Source organism: Actinoplanes sp. M2I2 (genome assembly GCF_023544445.1).
GTDB lineage: Bacteria > Actinomycetota > Actinomycetes > Mycobacteriales > Micromonosporaceae > Actinoplanes.
Map to the genome: position 1 here is coordinate 87,728 of NZ_JALPVJ010000012.1, position 15,373 is coordinate 103,100.

Genomic DNA, 15,373 nt, shown 5'->3' on the forward strand with positions numbered 1-15,373 from the left:
ATCTGAGCCTCGGTCACGCCCCCACCGCCTTCTCGGTGGTGGGCAGCGGCTGCGGGGCGAGCCGGTCGAGTTCCCTGACCACGTCGAGCACGGCCAGGGCCGACTTCTCGACCAGCGGCCGCAGCCGGGCGTAGAGCTCGGCGTTGGCCGGGTCGGGGCGGGTCGGCTCGCCGACCGGCACCAGCGCCGCGGCCTCGTCGAGGTCGGGCAGCTCGCCGAGGGCGTGCCGGGCCAGCAGGCAGGCGCCGAGCGCGGTGCCCTCGGGCGTGTCGGCCACCCGGACGGGCACGTCGAGCGCGGCCGCGAGCACGCCGACCCACAGCTCCGACGCGACCGCCCCGCCGGTGGCGCGGACCTCGGTGACCGCGGTGCCCTCGGCCGTGAACGAGTCGCGGACCAGCGCGAGCTGCTGGCAGACCCCCTCGACGGCGGCCCGCACCAGGTGGGCGCGTCCGTGCTCGCGGCGCAGGCCGAGGTAGGCGCCGCGCAGACCGGACTTCCACCAGGGGGCCCGCTCGCCGAGCAGGTAGGGCAGGCAGAGCAGCCCGTCGCTGCCGGGCACCACGCCCTGGGCCTCCTCGAGCAGGGCCGCGTCGCGTTCGTCGGCGTCCTCCCCCTCGGCGCCCGGCCGTTCGAAGCCGGAGGCGAAGCTCTGCCCGGCCCAGCGCACGACCGACCCGGCGTTGTTGACCGCGCCGCCGATCACCCAGCGGTCCTCGGTCAGCGCGTAGCAGAACAACCGGCCCGCCTCGTCGGCCGTGGGGCGGTCGACCACCGTGCGCAGCGCGCCGCTGGTGCCCAGCGAGACCGCCGCGACGCCGGGCGGCGTGGCGCCGACCCCGAGGTTGGCCAGCGGCCCGTCGGCCGCGCCGATGATCAGCGGCGTGGCCGGGTCGAGGCCGGCCGCCCGGGCGACGGCCGGGCTGAGCCGCAGCCGGGCCGTCGTCGGCAGCACCTCGGCCAGTTGCCCGGCCCGCACCCCGGCGATGTCGAGCGCTTCGGGGTCCCAGCGCCGCTGGTGGATGTCGTAGAGCCCGGTGCCGCTGGCGATCGAGAGGTCCACCGCATACGGGCCGTCGGTCAGCGCCGCGACCATGAGCTCCTTGACGCCGCCCCACCGCGGGGTCTTGCGCAGGGTCTCGGGATCGTTGTCGCGCCACCAGGCCAGCTTGGTCAGCGGCGACATCGGGTGGACCGGCGTGCCGGTGCGGGCCTGCAGCCCCTTGCCCAGCCCGTCGGCGACGATCCGCTCGCTCTGCTCCCCGGCCCGGCCGTCGGCCCAGGTGACCAGCGGCCCGATCGGCCGGCCGTCGGCGTCCATCGGCACGACGGCGTGCAGGAACGCGCTGAGCCCGATGCCGATCACCCGGTCGCCGTTCTCGCGGCAGGCCCCGGCGATGTCGACGAGCGCCTTGACCGCGGCGTCGCGCACCGCGACCGGGTCGAGCTCGGCCCGCCCGGAGGCCGGCACCATCAGCGGATAGTGGACGCTGGTCAGCGCGCGAAGCGTGCCATCGGGCCCGGCCGCCACCCCCTTGGTCGAGGTGGTTCCGGTGTCGATCCCGATCACGACGTCCATGCGCGTCCTCCTGTTGTCTCCCGGCCCTTCAACCTAGGGCAGGGAGACGCGGACCGCTCGGCCACGGTGCGGGCGTGCCTCCAGTTCGGTCGCGGCCGCGGGGAGCACGGCGGCGTGCCCGGCTACCGGCAACCACGATCCCTTCCGTACGCGATAGAGCAGCTCGCAGCCGAGCGCGGCCACCGCCACCCCCAGCTCCTGCGGCAGCCGGGCGTGCAGGATCGGGTACCTCCGGCCGGACCCGTCCGTGGCGTCGGTCGACAGGCCGTCCTCGAGCAGGCCCAGATAGGTGACCCGGGGCTTCTCGCCCGCCCGGGCGGCCATCCAGAACGCCCGGGCCCGTCCGTCGATCGCGAGGGTCTGCACCACCAGCCGGCGCCCGTCGGCGGTCGCGCCGCTCAGCCGCCACTCGCTCGGGCCGGTCCCGGCGTGATACCCGAATCGGTCCCGGTACGGCTCCTGCGCGCCGACGTCCCACCAGTCCTTCTCGGAGCCGGTCGGCTCGTCCCGCCAGGCCTTCTCGCGGCCGGGCAGCGGCTGCTCGATCCGCTCGGGTCTCCGGTCGACCGCCGTCCGGTCGTCCACCACGGTGAGGTTGGCCAGCCACACCGTGCCGGGGTCGCCGGCCGCCCGCAGGGCGATCGGCACCCTCCCCGCCGGCCTCGGGATCCGCCGCACGACGGCGCCGTCGACCTCGATGAGCGGCCGGAACGTCCGGGCGATCCGTCCGGCGGCGTCGAGGCTGTAGCTGTCGGAGAACGACACCCCGCCCTCGCCGGTGATCACGACGAGAACGTCGCGGCCGGGCCCGGCCAGGAGCGCGGCCGGTTCGATGGTGCCCGGCTGCACGAGCATCGAACTGCCGACTCCCCGGAGCCGGCCGCCGACGGTCTCGACGAAGCTCTGCTCGTCCAGCCCCGTCGCCGACGGCCGGACCACCGCGGCGACCGGCCCGGCCGGGGTGGCGCCGATCCAGTGCACCCGCGCCCCGCCGCCCCACACCTGCTGGACCCGGCCGACCAGCTCGTGGTCGTGGGCCAGGTCGCCGTGCACGACCCGGCCGGCGGGCGGCGGGCCGCCGCGGTGACGGGTCAGCGGGACGAGCCCACCGGCGGCGGCCAGGGCGAGCGCCCCGCCGAGCGCGGTGCGCCGCCGGATCACCCGCCGGTGCCCGCCGGCCCGGACCCGGTCGAGCAGGTCGGGCGCCGGGCTGACGTCACCGGCGGTCCGCGCGAGCACGTCCCGGATCTCGATGTCGGTCACAGGTCCGCCCCTTCCGGGATCAAGGTCGGGCCGAGCACGTGGCGCAGCCGGTCCAGCCCGCGCGACGCGTTGCTCTTGACGGTGCCCTCGCTGCAGCCCAGCGCCTGCGCGACCTCGTGCACCGGCAGGTCGTCGAGGTAACGCAGCACGACCGCGGCGCGCTGCTTGGCCGGCAGGTCGCGCAGGGCGTCGAGCACGGCCGACCGGAGCGCCACGTCGTCGCCGTGATCCGGCCCCGGCTGCTCGTGCTGCGCGCCCAGCGGCGTCTCGGGGCGACGGGCCCGCGACCGCCAGCGGTTCGTCGCGCGGTTGACCAGGGCCCGGCGGGCGTACGCCTCGGGGGCGCCCTCGATGCGGCGCCAGCGCACGTACATCTGCTCGAGGACCTCCTGCAACAGGTCCTCGGCGGCGTGCCGGTCGCCGGTCAGCAGGTACGCCACACGCAGCAGACCCGTGGAGCGACGTCGCACGAAGTCGTCGAACCCCATCCGTGGTCTCCCCCGCGTCGCCGTCACCTCCTCCAAGGACAATGCGGACGCGGGAAAGGTTGCATCAGCCGGCGAGCAGCTTGGCGTACTGCTCGCGGAGCTCGTCGAAGCCGTGTTCCCGGGCTGCCCGGCCGCGGACGACCCCGTGCGGGTCACCGTCGAGCAGGCGCCGCAGAACGGCGACGCAGAGGTGCCACCCGGTGGCGACGGAGGCGTGGTCGGTCGGCTCGACGAGCGTGTGGCGCAGGGTCAGCCGGGTGCCGTCGCCGGCCTCTTCGAGCTCCCAGCGCAGCCGGTCGGAGCCCCACGAGTACTCGAGCACGTTCGGCGGTTCGGCCACGCGGACCACCGCCGGCAGATCGAGCGTCCGGTCCCCGTCGACCATGGTGAGCGTGGTGGCGCCGGGCTCGCCGAGATCGCGGGCCGCGCTGAACGGCGCCCACTGGTCGAGCTCGGCCGGATCGGTCAGCGCCCGCCAGACCACCGCCGGTGGCTGCCGCAGCTCCCGGATGAACACGAGCGTCCACGGCTCGCCGTCGCCCTCGAGGCGCGCGCCGCCGGCAGTTCCCAGATCCAGACTCACGGTTTCCTCCTCGTCGTCCCCGCGCTCCGGCGGGCCGCCGGAGCATTCACGCGCTCGTCAGCCTTGTCGCCCGCCCTCGTCGGCGCCGGCGGGCCCGGACGCCGCGTCGAGGTGCCGCTCGAGCTCGGCGAGATGGTGCGTCCACAGGCGACGGTAGGGGGCCAGCCAGGCGTCCAGCTCGCGGAACGGCCCGGGCTCGAGCCGATAGACGCGCTGCTGAGCGCGCACGTGAGCGGTGACGACACCGGCCTCGCGCAGCACCCGCAGGTGCTTGGAGACGGCGGGCTGGCTCATCCCGAGCGACGCCACGAGCTCCGACACCGTGCACTCGCGCAGCCGCAACGCCTCGGCGATGCGGCGCCGGGTCGGCTCGGCCAGAGCACTGAGAACGTCCACGACTCCCACCATGCCGTCATACGCATATAACTGTCAAGGCATACGCGGCAGCAGCCGGGATCCGGACGAGCTCAGGCGCAGCCCGGCCCGGCGGCCCGGCCGCGGACGATGCGGTAGGCGGTGATGTCGCCGTCGAGATACCCGGCGATCTGGGCCGTCGAGGCCGGCGGGTCGCCGTGCACGCCGACGTAGGCGACGATCGCCGAGTCGACCGCGCGGCAGGTGGCCTGCGCGGCGACGGTCCGGGCCTGCTGCTCGGCACGCTTCGTATCGAACTGTGAGTAACAAACGGCGGAAACACTGAGAGTCACGGCCGCGGCCACTGCTATGTGGGGAACATGCACCTGAGCAGCCTAGTTCTCATCACGCAGCGTGCCGACCTGGCCGTTCGGCCGATGATCTCGTCCGCGAGGGTGACTGTGGGTGAAACTACTCACGGGCAAATCAGGCGACCGGCACGTTCGCGGTGAGGAAGGCGAGAACCCGGCGGGTGACCCGCTTGTACCGACCGTCGCCGGGAAGCAGGAACTCGCCGTGACCGGCCCCGCCGACCGTCACGAACTGCTTCGGGACGGGCGCCGTCGCGTACGCCTGACGACCGGCCCGGATCGGCACGACCGGGTCGCGGTCGCCGTGCACGAACAGCAGCGGGGCGACCGGGCCGCCGAACCCCGCGGGCGGGCGACGGCCACTGATCGACACCCCGGCGCGCAGGTACGGCGCGTGTCCCGGCCCGAACAGCCCAAGGGTCGTGGTGCCGCCGGCCGAGAAACCGACGGCGGCGACCCGGTCGACGTCGAGGTGCCCGGCCAGCGCGTCCCCGGCCACGCCGTCGAGGTCCCGCACGGCGTCGATCACGTACGCCGCGTCGGCCGGCTGGTTGACGATGTCCCGGCGGTCGACCGGCCCGCGCCCGTTCGTGTGCGGATAGGCCGGCGCCGCCACCACGTAGCCGGCCTCGGCCCAGCCGGCGGCCAGCGGCGCGAACTGCTGCGGCGAGCCCCCCAGCCCGTGACTGAAGAGAATGATCGGGTGACGCCCGGTGAGCGGCGTCCGGTACCACAGCGTTGTCGGCAATGGACGGGCGACACCGCGGGCGAGCTGCACCTGGCGGGTCGCCACGGCCCCGCGCGCCTCGGCCGGCCGGGGCGCCCCGAGCCCGTCCAGCAGCAGGGCCAGCAGGGCCAGGATGATCAGCCCCGGCCGCCCGGCCCGGCGGCTTCGGCCGGATCGCGGGGCGGGGCCTGGTCTGCGCACGCCGCGAGCTTATGAACGTCACGCCAACCGGGCGATCACCGTTGTGGGTGACGATGAGACGACGAACATTCCTGGCCATCGGGGCAACCGCCGCCGGTGCCGCCGGATGGGTGGGCTATCACAGCCGATCGGGCTACCTGGAGCCGGTCGTCCCCCAGGCGCCGGTGGGTGACGAGCGGCTGGAAAGGCGCGCCTCCGCCGCCCGTGGCCGGCCGGTCGACTTCTACACCGCGGTGCCGGCGGGCCACGGGACCGGCCGCGGCCTGCCCGTCTGCCTGATCCTGCACGGCGGGTCCAAGACCGCGGCCGATTTCCCGGCGCTCGGCTTCGGACGGTTCCTGACCGATGCCGTACGCCGGGGATCGCCGCCGTTCGTGCTGGCCGGCGCGACCGGCGACCGCCTCTGGTGGCGCCCCGACGCGGGCGACGATCCGCAGCGGATGGTGCGCGAGGAGATCCCCCGCTGGTGCGCGCGACGGGGGTTCGACACCTCGCGGCTGGCGTTGCTGGGCTGGTCGATGGGCGGATACGGGTCGCTGCTGCTGGCCGAGGCCTATCCCGGTTTCGCCCGGGCCGTGGCCGCGCTCTCCCCCGCCGTCCGCCCGGGGGATGAGATCTTCACGGCCGCCGCGCAACTGCGGGGCACGAAGGTCGGCCTGTGGTGCGGCCTCCAGGACGGCCTCCTCGACAACGTCCGCGCGCTCGCCGAGGCGCTGCCCGAACCCCTGGCGGCGGGCAGTTTCTCGGAGGGACGGCACAACTTCGGCTACTGGTCGCGGTGCCTGCCCGCCGCAATGGACTTCGTGAGTGAAGCTTTACGTCGCTGACGCTCGCCCTCGTCCACACCTAGCGGTCGGCCCGCAGACCGGGGGCCGGAATTCCCTTGAGGGAAGCGTGAAGCACGGTCCGGTGAGGGTTATATCCCCTCAAACCAGGCAGCGCGGTGATCATCGGATCACGTCACCGCGAAACGGTACGACGCGGTGATCGAGTTTTAACCTGCGCGTCAAATGCGATGCCCGACAATGAGCGGGTGGTGACCGAGACGATGATGCCGGTCAACGGCATCGAGCTGTGCGTGGCGACGTTCGGCGAGCCCGGCGAGCCCGCCCTGTTGCTGATCGCCGGGGCGGCCAGCTCGATGGACTGGTGGGACGACGAGTTCTGCCGGCGCCTGGCCGCGGGCGGGCGGTTCGTCGTCCGGTACGACCACCGGGACACGGGCCGGTCGACGGCGTTCCCGGTCGGCGAGCCGCCCTACTCCGATGTGGATCTGGCCCACGACGCGCTCGGCGTACTCGACGCGCTGGGCATCCACCGGGCCCACCTGGTCGGGCTCTCGATGGGCGGCGGGCTGGCCCAGCGCATCGCGGTCGAACGGCCGCATCGCGTGCTGTCGCTGACGCTGATGTCGACCAGCACGGTCCCGCCCGCTTATGAGCTCGAGCTGCCCGGCGACGGCGACGCCGAGGAGCGCGTGTGGACCGACCGGCGGTCCGCGGTCGACGGGCTGGTGGCCGACGTCCGGCGGCTGGGCGGGCCGTTCACCGCCGACGTCCCGCACCTGCGCCGGGTGGCCGAACGGGTCTTCGACCGTACGCAGGACATGGCCGCCTCGCAGACGAACCACTTCAGCTGCGCGGGTGGGCCGCCGGTGCGCGACCGGCTGGGGGCGATCACCGCACCGACGTTGATCCTGCACGGCACGCTCGACTGCTTCTTCCCGCCACCGCACGCCGAGGCGCTGTGCGCCGAGATCCCCGGCGCCCGGCTCGTCTGGCTCGAGGGGGTCGGGCACGAGTTCCCGCCCGCGGCCGTCTGGTCGCAGGTGATCGACGAGATCATCGGTCAGGCCGGGCGGCGCACCCAACCGGCCTGACCGGGTTGCCGCCCGTTCCGGCGCGGGCCGAGTCGCGGTGCGGCCCGGGGCACCGCCGGGGCCGCGCTCCGGAACAGGCGTCAGCGGCGCAGGCCGTCGTGCAGGCGCTTGCCCGCGAGCACCGAGCCGCCGACCGCGATCAGATAGACGAGCAACAGCCCCGAGGCGGGGCCGGCCCCGGCCACCGCGAAGAAGAGGGCGGCCGCGAACGCGGCGGCGCCCGACCCCAGCACCAGGAACCAGGCGGCCGCCTTTTCGGCCGCCGTCCAGTGCGGTGAGGCGCTGGCCATCAGCATGCCGGCGACCGGACCGGCCCCCGGGAGCACGAAGGCACCCGCGGTGATCAGCCCGATCGCGGTGAATTCAGCCGCTCCCCCACCGGTGGCGGCCGGCGGGGGAGACGGGACCAGGGCGGGCAATCGGATGTGCGGGGGCAGGTGTCCGCGCCGGGCCGCCGCCACGAGCGCCTCCGGTGGGCCTAACCGGCGCACGATCTCGGTCGCGTCCTCGATGGGCGCCGACGGCGAGGTGCGGCGCACCGCGATGTAGTCGGCGACCGTGGTCATCAGCTCGTCGCGCAGCTCGGGCGTGAGGTCTTCGCTCTGGGCCCAGAGCGCGGCGAGGTAGTCGAGAACGATCACGTCCGTGTGAGCGAGCGGTGCCGTCGTCATCGGTGTTCCCCCTGGCTGTTCGGCGCGGTAGGACAAGCATCGGCACTGGCCGCCGCCGGAACATCGGCCCCCGGGACCGGATCCGGTGCCGGGCCTACGACTTTCGGCCGACCCGCCGGGGCAGGATGGGAGCATGCGCCTCGTCTCCCTGCTGCCGTCGGCCACCGAGATCGTCTATGCCCTCGGGCTCGGCGACGACCTGGTCGGGGTCACCTTCGAATGCGACGAACCGCCCACCGCCCGGACGGAGAAGGCCGTCGTGGTGGGCGGCAAGGACACCCGCGGCATGACGCCGGGCGAGATCGACGCGTACGTGCGGGGCCGGCTGGCCGACGGCGGGGACCTGTACACGTTGCACGCCGACGCTCTGGCCGGGCTCGCCCCCGACCTGATCCTCACGCAGGACCTGTGCCGGGTCTGCGCGTTGCCGTCCGGGCAGGTCACCGACGCCCTCGACCACCTGGGCTGCCGGGCCGACGTGGTCTCGCTCGACCCGTACAGCCTGGACGAGGTGCTCGGCACGATCCGGGCCGTGGGCGCGGCGGCCGCGGTCGAGGACCGCGCCGACGCGCTGGTCACCGCGTTGCGGGCCCGCCTGGCGACCGTGGCCGCGGCGGTCGCGGGCCGCCGCCGGCCCCGGGTGGCCGTGGTCGAGTGGTTCGACCCGCCGTTCACCGCCGGGCACTGGGTGCCGGATCTGGTGACGGCGGCCGGCGGGGACCCGGTCGGGGCGAACGGCGGCAAACGTTCCGTGGAGACCACCTACGCCGGGCTCGCGGCCGGGGACCCGGAGATCGTGCTGGTCACGCCGTGCGGGTTCCACCTCGACGGCGCGATCGGGCAGGCCCGCCAGGTGGTCCCGCACTTCCCCGGCGCCCAGGTGTGGGCGCTCGACGCGGACGGCCTGATCGTGCGGCCCGGCCCGCGCCTGGTCGACGGCGTCGAAGCGATCGCCGCCATCCTGCACCCGGGGGCCGTGTCCCAGCCGCCCGCCGGCGCGATCGCCCGGGTGAGCTGAGCCCGCGACAGAGGGAGCCGGTCAGTGCGCGAGGGCCGGGCGGCGGTGTGTGGCCGCCCAGCGCTCCCGGGCCGCCGCGCGGATGCGGGAGGCACGGAACAGCCAGTGCACGTCCAGGCCGAACGACCAGGTCAGGGAGGCCAGCGCGACGCCGAGCGCGACCATCGTGAGCGCGGTGGGCAGCAGCCCGGCGACGGCCAGGGCCAGCACGACCCCCTGCAGCGCGGCGACGACCTTGCGGGAGAACCGGGGCGGCAGCGCGGCGTTGAGCCACGGCAGGGCCCAGGCGGCGGCCACGAAGGCGTACCGGAAGGCCCCGATCGCCACCCACCACCAGCCGAAACGGTCACCGGCGTAGACGCTGAGCACCAGGATCAGGAACGAGTCGACTTCCATGTCGAAGCGCGCGCCGAGCGCCGTGGTGGTGCCCGTGCGCCGGGCCACCTGGCCGTCCACGCCGTCCAGGGCGAGCGCCACCCCGGCGATCGTGACCAGCGCGGGAGTGCTGACCGGCTGGGCGAAGGAGGTGACGACCATGGCGGTCACGCCGCCGACCAGGATCGCGCGGGCCAGCGTCACCGCGTTGGCCGGACCCATCTGCGCCATCCCGGCCCGGGCCAGCCCGGCGCCGAGCAGGCCGCAGAGTCCCAGGCCGTACGCCGCGCCGGCGATCAGACCGGTCGCGGTCAGCCCGAGGGTGCTGCCGAGAAGCGCGAGCAGGGCGAGCTGGGCGGCCATACCGGTGAACGGGGCGCGCGAGGACTCGCTGGTGGGTGCCGTTGCTGAAGTCACCGAGGCCTCCATATCCAAGATCGGCCGCCGCGTATGGTTGCCGTCGTCAGCGCTTAACACGCGCCCGGACGACAAACGGTTCAGCGGGCGGAGGGAAGAACCCATGACGAGTGACGCGTACGCGTTCTGGCTCGCCGAGCCGGGCCGGGGCGAGATCCGCCCGGCCGTGGTGGGTGAGCCGGGTGAGGACGAGGTGCTCGTCCGCACCCTGCACACGGGGGTGAGCAGGGGAACCGAGACGCTGGTGTTCGCCGGCCGGGTGCCCGAGAGCCAATGGCCGGCGATGCGCGCCCCCTTCCAGGAGGGTGATTTCCCGGCGCCGGTGAAGTACGGCTACCTCAACGTCGGCCGGGTCGAGCAGGGCCCGCCCGAGCTGCTCGGACGGACCGTCTTCAGCCTCTATACCCACCAGACGCGATTCGTCGCACCACGATCGGCGGTCACCGTGGTCCCGGACGGAGTGCCCGCGCACCGGGCGGTCCTGGCCGGCACCGTGGAGACGGCGGTCAACGCCCTCTGGGACGCCCGGCCCCTGGTCGGCGATCGCGTCGCCGTCGTGGGCGCGGGCATGGTGGGTGGTTGCGCCGCGGCCATCCTGGCGCGCTTCCCGGGCGTACGCCTGCAGCTCGTCGACATCGACCCGGCCCGGGCCGAGCTGGCCGCCCGGCTGGGCGCCGGATTCGCCACGCCACAGGAGGCGCTGGGCGGCTGTGACCTGGTCATCCACGCCAGCGCGACGTCGGCCGGGCTGACCCGGTCGCTCGAGCTGGTGGCCCCGGAGGGCACCGTCGTCGAGCTCAGCTGGTACGGCGACAAGCAGGTCAGCGTGCCGCTCGGCGAGTTCTTCCACTCCCGCCGCCTGACCATCCGGGGCAGCCAGGTCGGCGGCATCGTGCCCGGCCGGCGCCGCACGTACGCCGACCGGCTCGCGCTCTCCCTCGACCTGCTCGCCGACGAGCGGTTCGAGGCGCTGATCACCGGGCACTCGCCCTTCGCCGAGCTCCCGGAGGTGCTGTCCCGCCTGGCGGCCGGCAGCCCCGCCCTGTGCCACGTGATCGACTATCCCGAGGAGTAGCCCTTGTTCAGCATCACCGTCCGCGACCACATCATGATCGCCCACAGCTTCTCCGGCGAGGTCTTCGGACCGGCGCAGAAGTTGCACGGCGCGACCTTCGTGGTGGACGCGACCTTCCGCCGGCCCGAGCTCGACGACGACAACATCGTGGTCGACATCGGCCTGGCGAGCCAGGAGCTGCACGCGATCTGCGGCGGGCTGAGCTACCGCAACCTCGACGACGAGCCCGACTTCCTGGGCATCAACACGTCGACCGAGTTCCTGGCCAAGGTGATCGCCGACCGGCTGGCCGCCCGGATCGCCGCGGGCGACCTGGGGCCGGGCGCGACCGGGCTGACCGGGCTGTCGATCACCCTGCACGAGTCGCACATCGCCTGGGCCTCGTACGAGCGCGATCTGTGACCTCGGGCCCGGCGTCCTCCCCCCGTGACCGGCCCGCCGCCGGTCACGGGGCTCGCCCGTCCACCGCCGGGCCGCTGTGGGCGGTGGTGCCGGGCGGCATCGACGACCCGGCGGCGCCGAGCGGGGGGAACCGCTACGACCGCGCGGTGCTGTCGCTGCTGCCGGACGTGCACGAGGTGGCCGTCAACGGCTCGTGGCCACGCCCCGGACCCGAGGCCCGCCGCGCCCTGACCACGGCTCTGTCCTACATCCCCGACATGTCCGACGTGCTGATCGACGGGCTGGTCGGCTGCGGCGTGCCGGAGATCCTGGAGCTGCACGCCTCGCGGCTGCGTTTGATCGTGCTCGTGCACCTGCCGCTGAGCGACGAGACCGGGTTGTCGGCCACCGACGCGGCCGACCTGCGCGCCCGCGAACGCCGGGCCCTGCACCTGGCCCGGACCGTGGTCGCCACCAGCTCGGCGGCGGCCGAGCGGATCGCCGCCCTGCACGACCTGGCCCGCGTCGAGGTGGCCCCGCCGGGCGTCGACCCCGCTCCCCCGGCCCGGCCCGACCCGGCCGGGCGCCGGCTGCTCTGCGTGGCCGCGGTCAGCCCCCGCAAGGGCCAGGACCTGCTGGTGCCGGCGCTCGAGGACGACCTGCGCGGGCTCGACTGGCAGTGCACGTTCGCGGGAGCGGTGCTGCGGCCCGTCCCGCACAGCGATCCGCGCCTGCGTTTCACCGGGCCCCTGGCCGGGGCCGCGCTCGACACCGCGTACGCGACCTCGGATCTGCTGGTCCTGCCGTCGCGTGCCGAAACGTACGGCATGGTGGTGACCGAGGCTCTGGCCCGTGGACTGCCGGTCGTGGCCACCGCCGTCGGAGGCGTGCCCGAGGCGCTCGGCGCCGCGCCCGACGGCACCCGGCCCGGCCTCCTGATCCCGCCCGACGACCGGCCGGCCCTGGCCTCCGCGCTGCGGGACTGGCTCACCGACGGCGCGCTGCGCGAACGCCTGCGCGCCGCCGCCCACGCCCGCCGGGAAACCCTCCCGGCCTGGCGCGAAACCGCCCGATTGCTGTCCGCCGTCCGCTCACCCGCCGACGACGCACCTGGTGATGGCGGCTTGCCCGCCGAGAAGGAGATCCCTCGATGACCGGAGAGTTCAGTGAGTCGTGGCTCGGCCTGCGGGAGCCGGCCGACGCCGAGGCTCGCGCGGCCGACCTCGTGGGGATGCTGCCCACACCCGTCCACGTGATCCGTGACCTCGGCTGTGGCACCGGCTCCATGGCCCGCTGGCTGGCCCCCGAGCTGCCCACGCCGCAGCACTGGATCCTGGCCGACCGCGACCCGAAGCTGCTGCACCACGCCACCTCGCACGTGCGGGTGCCCGGAGTCACCGTCGAGGGCGCGCTGAGCGACGTGACCACGCTGACCGCGGCCGACCTGGACGGCACCGACCTGGTGACCTGCTCGGCCCTGCTCGACCTGCTCACCGAGGCGGAGATCGACGCGCTGGTGGCCGCGCTGGCCTCGGCCGGGGCGGCCGCGCTGTTCACCCTGTCGGTGGCCGGCGAGGTGAGCTTCGATCCGGCCCGCCCGGAGGACGCGCGCGTGGCCGAGGCGTTCGACGAGCACCAGCGCCGGACGGTGGACGGACGGCGGCTGCTGGGTCCGGACGCCCCGGCGTACGCGGCCCAGGCGTTCGAGAAGGCCGGTGCGACGGTCGTCACCCGGCCGAGCGCGTGGCGGCTCGGACCGGACCGGCCGGAACTGACCGCCGAATGGCTCCGGGGCTGGGTCGGCGCGGCCCGTGACCAGCAACCTTCCCTCGAACTGGACGACTATCTGGCCGCCCGTCTGGAGCGGATCCCGACCGTGTCGGTCGGGCATGTCGATCTTTTGGCGATCTTCGGCTGAACCCTTTGTGCCCGTCCCGGCGTACTAGGGGAAGGACGGGCAACCTGAAGGGAACGGCGACGTGGGACGAATCTGGGCTTGGGCACGAATCCTGGGCGGGGCGGGGATTCTCGTCTTCCTGCTGTGGCGGCTCGGCACGGGCGCGTTCCTCGACGGTCTGCGGGTGATCGACGCCCCGGCGCTGGCCCTGGCGTTCGGCATCGGCGTCGTCACCACGGTCTTCAGCGCCTGGCGGTGGTGCCTGGTGGCCCGCGGCCTCGGCCTGCGGCTGTCCGTCGGCACCGCGATCGCCGACTACTACAAGGCGCTGTTCCTCAACGCCGCGCTGCCCGGCGGGGTCCTCGGCGACGTCGACCGCGCCGTCCAGCACGGACGCGACGAGGGTGACGTGGCCAAGAGCGTCCGGGCGGTGGTGCTCGAGCGGACGGCCGGCCAGATCGTGCTGCTGACGGTCGGTGTGACGGTGCTGCTGACCGTTCCCTCCCCCGTCCTGACGGTCCTGCGGCAGCACGGCGCAACGGTCGTCGTGGTCCTCGCCGCCGTCGCGCTGGCCGTCGCGCTCGTGCTGCTGGCCTTCCGCAAGCTCCGCAGCGGTGGCTCCCGGGTCGCCTCCGGGGTGCGCACCGGCCTGGCCGAGATCCGCACCGGCCTGCTGGCCCGGCGCAACTGGCCGGGCGTCACGCTGGCCTCGGTCATCGTGCTGGCCGGTCACCTGGCGACGTTCGTGGTGGCGGCCCGGACGGCCGGCTCGGCGGCGTCGCTGACCCGCCTGGCCCCGCTGATGCTGCTGGCCCTGCTGGCGATGGCGCTGCCCCTCAACATCGGCGGCTGGGGCCCGCGCGAGGCGGTCACGGCCTGGGCCTTCGGCGCCGCCGGCCTGAGCGCCACGCAGGGCTTGACGACGGCGGTGGTCTACGGCGTCTTCGCCTTCGTGGCGGCCCTGCCCGGCGCGGCGGTCCTGATCGTCCGGGCCTTCGCCCGCTTCCGCACTGCGGCGGCGGTCCGCCTGGCCGCCCCGATCTCCCCGGTCCCGTACGGTCTGCCGGCCGCCCCGCCGCAGCCGGCCACCCAGCCGGCTCTGGTCATGGCGGGCCGCGAGCTGGCCCCCGCCGGCGCCTAGCGCATGACCGACAGCTCGATCCCACCGGCGCCGGCCCTCAGCAGGGGGCCGGCGCTCCGTACCCGTCCCGGCGCACCCGCCCGGGTCCAGGCCGTCCGCTCCCGCCGCCGGCCGGCGTCAGCGGGGGTCGTAACGGTCGGACAGGGCGTAGCGCAGCAGCACGACGTCGCCGATCTGGCGGACGTCGGCGAGCGTGGCGCGCCGGCGCGGACCCCACGGGAAATCGCCGTCGCCGACGAAGCGCGGGGCCCGCGAGTCGCCCACGAAGAACGGCGCCACCACCAGCTGCAACTCGTCGACGAAGCCCGCGGTGAGGAACTGCGTGTGCATCGTGCCGCCGCCCTCGACCATCAGCCGGCGCACGCCGCGCCCGGACAGGTCGGCCAGCACGCCGCTCAGGTCGATCGGGTCGCCGGCGTCGACGACCGTGGCCACGTCACCCAGTCGCTTCCGCGCCGAGTCACACGTCGACGACGCGCAGTAGACGAGCTTGTCCACGTCTCCTACGGTGAAGAACCGGGCGGTCGGGTCGATATCGCAGCGACCGGTGACCGTGACCTTCAGCGGGTTGGCAGCCTCGCCACGGGCCACCCGCGCGGCGCGGCGCTCGGCCGAGCGCACCAGCAGCCGCGGGTCGTCCTGACGGATGGTCGTGGCGCCCACGAGGATCGCATCACAACCACTACGAACCTCATCGACACGGTCGAAATCGGCTTCGTTGGACAGCAGCAGCCGTTCCTGCGCCGCGTCGTCCAAATAGCCGTCGATCGACATGCCACAGCTCAGCAAGATATAAGGACGCTCAACCACTGATGACGCCTCCAGTAGAGCGACGATCGTCACCCTGGTCGAACAGTTGCGTCCAAGATAATCCGCGACACGATTACTGGCACGTTCGCGGTCTGTTGCGGTGCGGTGACTCCGGCCGGCGGGTAAGCGGATCAACGGGGAAC

18 protein-coding genes are annotated in these 15,373 nt (G+C 74.3%); 8 read left to right on the forward strand and 10 right to left on the reverse strand.

Going from position 1 to position 15,373, the window contains the following annotated elements; genetic code table 11:
* Positions 1-13 precede the first annotated feature (13 nt).
* The 7 genes from HJC40_RS25040 to HJC40_RS25070 form a co-directional block, all read right to left on the reverse strand.
* On the reverse strand, positions 14-1,579 hold the full coding sequence (locus HJC40_RS25040; RefSeq protein WP_250004054.1) for a gluconokinase: 1,566 nt from the start codon (positions 1,577-1,579) through the stop codon (positions 14-16).
* Positions 1,580-1,612: 33 nt separating this feature from the next.
* On the reverse strand, positions 1,613-2,842 hold the full coding sequence (locus tag HJC40_RS25045) for a hypothetical protein (protein ID WP_250004056.1): 1,230 nt from the start codon (positions 2,840-2,842) through the stop codon (positions 1,613-1,615).
* Positions 2,839-3,330 (reverse strand): SigE family RNA polymerase sigma factor, encoded by a 492-nt coding sequence (locus tag HJC40_RS25050; RefSeq protein ID WP_250004058.1) that lies wholly within the window; start codon positions 3,328-3,330, stop codon positions 2,839-2,841. Before HJC40_RS25050 ends, HJC40_RS25045 begins: the two co-directional genes overlap by 4 nt.
* Before the next feature lie 64 nt (positions 3,331-3,394).
* Positions 3,395-3,913, reverse strand: a complete 519-nt coding sequence (locus HJC40_RS25055; RefSeq protein WP_250004060.1) for an SRPBCC family protein — start codon at positions 3,911-3,913, stop codon at positions 3,395-3,397.
* A gap of 57 nt (positions 3,914-3,970) precedes the next feature.
* Positions 3,971-4,309: a metalloregulator ArsR/SmtB family transcription factor gene (locus tag HJC40_RS25060; protein ID WP_250004062.1), complete on the reverse strand. Its 339-nt coding sequence runs from the start codon at positions 4,307-4,309 to the stop codon at positions 3,971-3,973.
* A gap of 71 nt (positions 4,310-4,380) precedes the next feature.
* Positions 4,381-4,653, reverse strand: a complete 273-nt coding sequence (locus tag HJC40_RS25065) for a hypothetical protein (protein ID WP_250004064.1) — start codon at positions 4,651-4,653, stop codon at positions 4,381-4,383.
* 100 nt (positions 4,654-4,753) lie between these two features.
* The gene (locus HJC40_RS25070; RefSeq protein ID WP_250004066.1) at positions 4,754-5,566 is read right to left on the reverse strand and encodes a dienelactone hydrolase family protein; all 813 of its coding nucleotides are present in this window, start codon (positions 5,564-5,566) and stop codon (positions 4,754-4,756) included.
* Positions 5,567-5,619: 53 nt separating this feature from the next.
* On the opposite strand from HJC40_RS25070, the gene HJC40_RS25075 reads away from it, so the two are divergent.
* Together HJC40_RS25075 and HJC40_RS25080 are read left to right on the forward strand one after the other, a co-directional pair.
* Positions 5,620-6,393, forward strand: a complete 774-nt coding sequence (locus HJC40_RS25075) for an alpha/beta hydrolase family protein (protein WP_250004068.1) — start codon at positions 5,620-5,622, stop codon at positions 6,391-6,393.
* A 188-nt stretch (positions 6,394-6,581) separates the two neighbouring features.
* Positions 6,582-7,445, forward strand: coding sequence for an alpha/beta fold hydrolase (locus HJC40_RS25080; protein WP_250004070.1), 864 nt, complete (start codon positions 6,582-6,584; stop codon positions 7,443-7,445).
* Between the two features lie 80 nt (positions 7,446-7,525).
* Here HJC40_RS25080 and HJC40_RS25085 read toward each other — a convergent pair whose 3' ends face one another.
* Positions 7,526-8,116 carry a hypothetical protein gene (locus HJC40_RS25085; RefSeq protein WP_250004072.1) on the reverse strand — a complete coding sequence of 197 codons (591 nt, stop codon included), beginning with the start codon at positions 8,114-8,116 and terminating at the stop codon, positions 7,526-7,528.
* A gap of 133 nt (positions 8,117-8,249) precedes the next feature.
* Here HJC40_RS25085 and HJC40_RS25090 point away from each other — a divergent pair, with 133 nt between their 5' ends.
* The gene (locus HJC40_RS25090; RefSeq protein WP_250004074.1) at positions 8,250-9,134 is read left to right on the forward strand and encodes an ABC transporter substrate-binding protein; all 885 of its coding nucleotides are present in this window, start codon (positions 8,250-8,252) and stop codon (positions 9,132-9,134) included.
* A gap of 21 nt (positions 9,135-9,155) precedes the next feature.
* On the opposite strand, the gene HJC40_RS25095 is transcribed toward HJC40_RS25090, so the two are convergent.
* Positions 9,156-9,926, reverse strand: coding sequence for a CDP-alcohol phosphatidyltransferase family protein (locus HJC40_RS25095; protein ID WP_250004076.1), 771 nt, complete (start codon positions 9,924-9,926; stop codon positions 9,156-9,158).
* 103 nt (positions 9,927-10,029) lie between these two features.
* Here HJC40_RS25095 and HJC40_RS25100 point away from each other — a divergent pair, with 103 nt between their 5' ends.
* The 5 genes from HJC40_RS25100 to HJC40_RS25120 all read left to right on the forward strand — a co-directional run bounded on the left by HJC40_RS25100 (position 10,030) and on the right by HJC40_RS25120 (position 14,420).
* The gene (locus HJC40_RS25100) at positions 10,030-11,001 is read left to right on the forward strand and encodes a zinc-binding alcohol dehydrogenase (RefSeq protein WP_250004078.1); all 972 of its coding nucleotides are present in this window, start codon (positions 10,030-10,032) and stop codon (positions 10,999-11,001) included.
* Positions 11,002-11,004: 3 nt separating this feature from the next.
* The gene (locus tag HJC40_RS25105; RefSeq protein ID WP_250004080.1) at positions 11,005-11,403 is read left to right on the forward strand and encodes a 6-carboxytetrahydropterin synthase; all 399 of its coding nucleotides are present in this window, start codon (positions 11,005-11,007) and stop codon (positions 11,401-11,403) included.
* 74 nt (positions 11,404-11,477) lie between these two features.
* Positions 11,478-12,536 carry a glycosyltransferase family 4 protein gene (locus HJC40_RS25110; RefSeq protein ID WP_250004505.1) on the forward strand — a complete coding sequence of 353 codons (1,059 nt, stop codon included), beginning with the start codon at positions 11,478-11,480 and terminating at the stop codon, positions 12,534-12,536.
* A complete protein-coding gene (locus HJC40_RS25115) occupies positions 12,533-13,300 on the forward strand; it encodes a class I SAM-dependent methyltransferase (protein ID WP_250004082.1) in 768 nt (255 codons plus the stop codon). The genes HJC40_RS25110 and HJC40_RS25115 overlap by 4 nt, the downstream gene beginning before the upstream one ends.
* Before the next feature lie 61 nt (positions 13,301-13,361).
* A complete protein-coding gene (locus HJC40_RS25120; protein WP_250004084.1) occupies positions 13,362-14,420 on the forward strand; it encodes a lysylphosphatidylglycerol synthase transmembrane domain-containing protein in 1,059 nt (352 codons plus the stop codon).
* A gap of 117 nt (positions 14,421-14,537) precedes the next feature.
* Here the strand turns inward: HJC40_RS25120 and HJC40_RS25125 are convergent, their stop codons facing one another.
* On the reverse strand, positions 14,538-15,230 hold the full coding sequence (locus HJC40_RS25125; RefSeq protein WP_250004507.1) for a dihydrofolate reductase family protein: 693 nt from the start codon (positions 15,228-15,230) through the stop codon (positions 14,538-14,540).
* Between the last annotated feature and the right edge of the window lie 143 nt (positions 15,231-15,373).

What these genes read in the sequence shown, in the direction of transcription:
- HJC40_RS25050 (WP_250004058.1), bottom strand. Translation starts at nt 3,330, where the DNA reads ATGGGGTTCGACGACTTCGTGCGACGTCGCTCCACGGGTCTGCTGCGT.
- HJC40_RS25090 (WP_250004074.1), top strand. Translation starts at nt 8,250, where the DNA reads ATGCGCCTCGTCTCCCTGCTGCCGTCGGCCACCGAGATCGTCTATGCC.
- HJC40_RS25080 (WP_250004070.1), top strand. Translation starts at nt 6,582, where the DNA reads ATGCCCGACAATGAGCGGGTGGTGACCGAGACGATGATGCCGGTCAAC.
- HJC40_RS25040 (WP_250004054.1), bottom strand. Translation starts at nt 1,579, where the DNA reads ATGGACGTCGTGATCGGGATCGACACCGGAACCACCTCGACCAAGGGG.
- HJC40_RS25075 (WP_250004068.1), top strand. Translation starts at nt 5,620, where the DNA reads ATGAGACGACGAACATTCCTGGCCATCGGGGCAACCGCCGCCGGTGCC.
- HJC40_RS25115 (WP_250004082.1), top strand. Translation starts at nt 12,533, where the DNA reads ATGACCGGAGAGTTCAGTGAGTCGTGGCTCGGCCTGCGGGAGCCGGCC.
- HJC40_RS25085 (WP_250004072.1), bottom strand. Translation starts at nt 8,116, where the DNA reads ATGACGACGGCACCGCTCGCTCACACGGACGTGATCGTTCTCGACTAC.
- HJC40_RS25100 (WP_250004078.1), top strand. Translation starts at nt 10,030, where the DNA reads ATGACGAGTGACGCGTACGCGTTCTGGCTCGCCGAGCCGGGCCGGGGC.